At 44.7% G+C, this 2,708-nt stretch carries 1 protein-coding gene and 1 pseudogene; both read left to right on the top strand.

Annotated features, from left to right (window positions below; translation table 11 throughout):
- Positions 1-887 (top strand): GGDEF domain-containing protein (locus A3757_RS14530; RefSeq protein ID WP_068739832.1); only part of this gene is annotated, 887 nt, incomplete at its 5' end.
- 215 nt (positions 888-1,102) lie between these two features.
- A pseudogene (locus tag A3757_RS14525) lies at positions 1,103-2,708 on the top strand (hypothetical protein); the annotation flags it as partial.

Genomic DNA, 2,708 nt, shown 5'->3' with positions numbered 1-2,708 from the left:
TTAAGAGAGACAAGTTTGGTATACCTTTTTGGCAATACTCTTACCGCTTACTAAATTTATTGTCTGGAACTTTGATTGGCCTTGGCGCGGTCTGTTTCTTTCCCGTTCTTCCCGCTGAGTATCAAGTAATTATTCTGTCTGCAGTTGTAGGCTTGACCGCGGCAGCGCTAGCGACACATGCGGTTGATAACCCCGCATTTAACTTGTTTATGTTGCCTGCGTGTGGCTTGCCTGCGTTAGCATTTGTTTATTTTGATTACGAATCTCATTACGTCCTAAGTCTGTTATTAGCTTTCTTTATGCTTGTCATGATAAAGACGGGTCGTCAGACACGGGAAACGTTAATAGAAAATTTTAAGCTTACCTATACACTGCAATATCGAGCTAATCATGACCCCTTAGTAGGTCTTTTTAATAGGGGAGAGTTTGAAAGGCAGTACATGACCAGCACCCCCAATAGTCTTCACAGCATAGCGCTTATTTTTATTGATCTAGATAATTTCAAAAAACTAAATGATAGCTATGGTCATCAAAAAGGAGACCAAGCATTAACTGAATTTGCGGAAATAATTCGGGCTCAAACTCGCAAGGATGACGTTAGTGCGCGTCTTGGTGGAGATGAGTTCACAATATTATTGTTTGTTGATCAAATCGCTACGGCAAAAGCGATCGCGTTGAACATAATTGCTGACACGCAGAATATGGGTGTTAATGCTGAACTTGGTGACCTAAAAATCGGCTGTAGTGTCGGCTTAGCATTTACAAGTAATAATAACTTACCTTATTCGAAGCTGATGAGTGCAGCCGATAACGAGTGTTATAGAAGTAAACGCAATGGCAAAAATCAGTTAAGCGTTACTGATATAGATAAACCAACGCAGAGCTAGGTTAAGGGCCTTTCTGGAATCTACTTCTAGCTTGCAAGGTTTGTTAGATATTTCCTTATGTTACCGCAAAATATTAGAGTAATAGCTCTTTCCCTTTTGTCTAAATTTCCTGTAATGTGCCCTCGTTCCTATTACTACAGGCTAGGTTGTAAGTACTCATAAGTGGAAATAGCTTTTGCCTGTACTATGCTTTATGAAAAAAAAGGATGATTGCTATGAGTAAAAAGTTCTGGGGTATTACAGCCTCTATTGTTGGTGCTGCGACGGTATTTCACTTCGCGACCTTACCACCAGCACCGCCGAGTGTGCCGCCTGTTCCAGAAAACATAGCTATTCCAGAGGTGCCCACCTTAACGCCTTACGACTTGCCAACGGGTAACGTTGAGGTTTCTGACGAACCCTATCGAGCGACTTTCCGAAGTGTCGGGATTCCAGACTTAATCGAAAACGATCTAACCACTGGTGTATACAAAGGTACCCCTTACTGGCTGGAAAGAGCTGAGTGGTTTAACGAGAACTATTACAATACTCTGGCAGCACGTAAAGTCTGGCCAGAAGGTAAATCGCCAGATACGCATGAGCGTGGTGACCCAGTAACATGGGCGATAGAGCCTATTGCTCAATATACTCCGCCTCCTTGTGATCAGCCTCAGCCAACCGGCTATGATGCTGAGGGTTGTCGTTATGTCAATGCACTGTTCAAAGATGTTGAAGCAGTTGACCCTGAAAAAGCTCAAGCAATGAGAGATCAAGCCCGTCGTGGCCGTGATGTTTGGTTTAAAGGTACCTTTGGTAATCAGGATGAGAACATCATTCACCAAGCACGACTAACCGGTAAAGAGGGTATGAACTACCCGTGGTTAGATACTCGCACTCGTCCTTATCGTTTCACCAAATGGGGCTTGATCAACGACCCGGATTGTAAGCAAGGTGATGCGTCTTCTAATTGGTATGATATCTGCCAAGACCCTCATTCATCGGGTGTGCTCGGATATCGTAAATACTATCAGGAGCCGATCAAGGATGAGTCTGGCAAAGTGGTTTACGATGCAAGAACTGCAGCCTACGAAGAAAATGAAATCAAAGAAAACAAACGCTTTGCTATCGGACACCCCTGTGTACAGTGTCACGTAGCGTTTGAACCGACAAACCCGCCTAAAGATCCAAATGAGCCTAAGTGGGAAAACCTGAGTGCAACAATTGGTAACCAACACACGCGCCAGCCTATGGCTTTTTTCCAAGGTGTGCCTGAAGACCATTTAGCGAACCAAGCAGTGATGGCAGGACGTTTAGGAACAATTGACACGTCGATTGTAGCGTCTGATTGGAGCCACAACCCGGGTACGCAAAACAATATTATGGACTTCCATAACAAGCGTGTCTTTGAGCATGAAATGAAAGACCCGGTCACGGGTGAAGTTTCAACAGCGCGCACTCGTCACGTACTGAAAGGCGGTGAAGATAGTGTCGGTGAACACCTAGCGCTGATTCGTGTTTATGTGAATATCGGTATGTGTACAGAAGAATGCTGGGTGCCTAACTTTCCGCATCCTGGGCAGCATTTCGGCCAAGGCAATAAGCAAAGCCCAATGCGTATTATGCAATGTGCAAACGAATGTGATGCGTGGAACTATGCCGATGCAAAAATGGATGACCTGGCTGCGTTCTTGATTACTGGCGGCCCGACCTATCTACTAGCATCTCAAGACCTGGATGGCAAAGCAGGTAAGGATTATATCGATTTGGATAAGGTTCCAGAAGGCCGCAAAGTTTTTGCTCGTGAGTGTGCAGGTTGCCACAGCTCGAAAATGGCACCAGAAA

The sequence above is a fragment of the Oleiphilus sp. HI0117 genome, from assembly GCF_001635235.1.
This window is presented reverse-complemented; position numbering and strand designations above follow the sequence as displayed.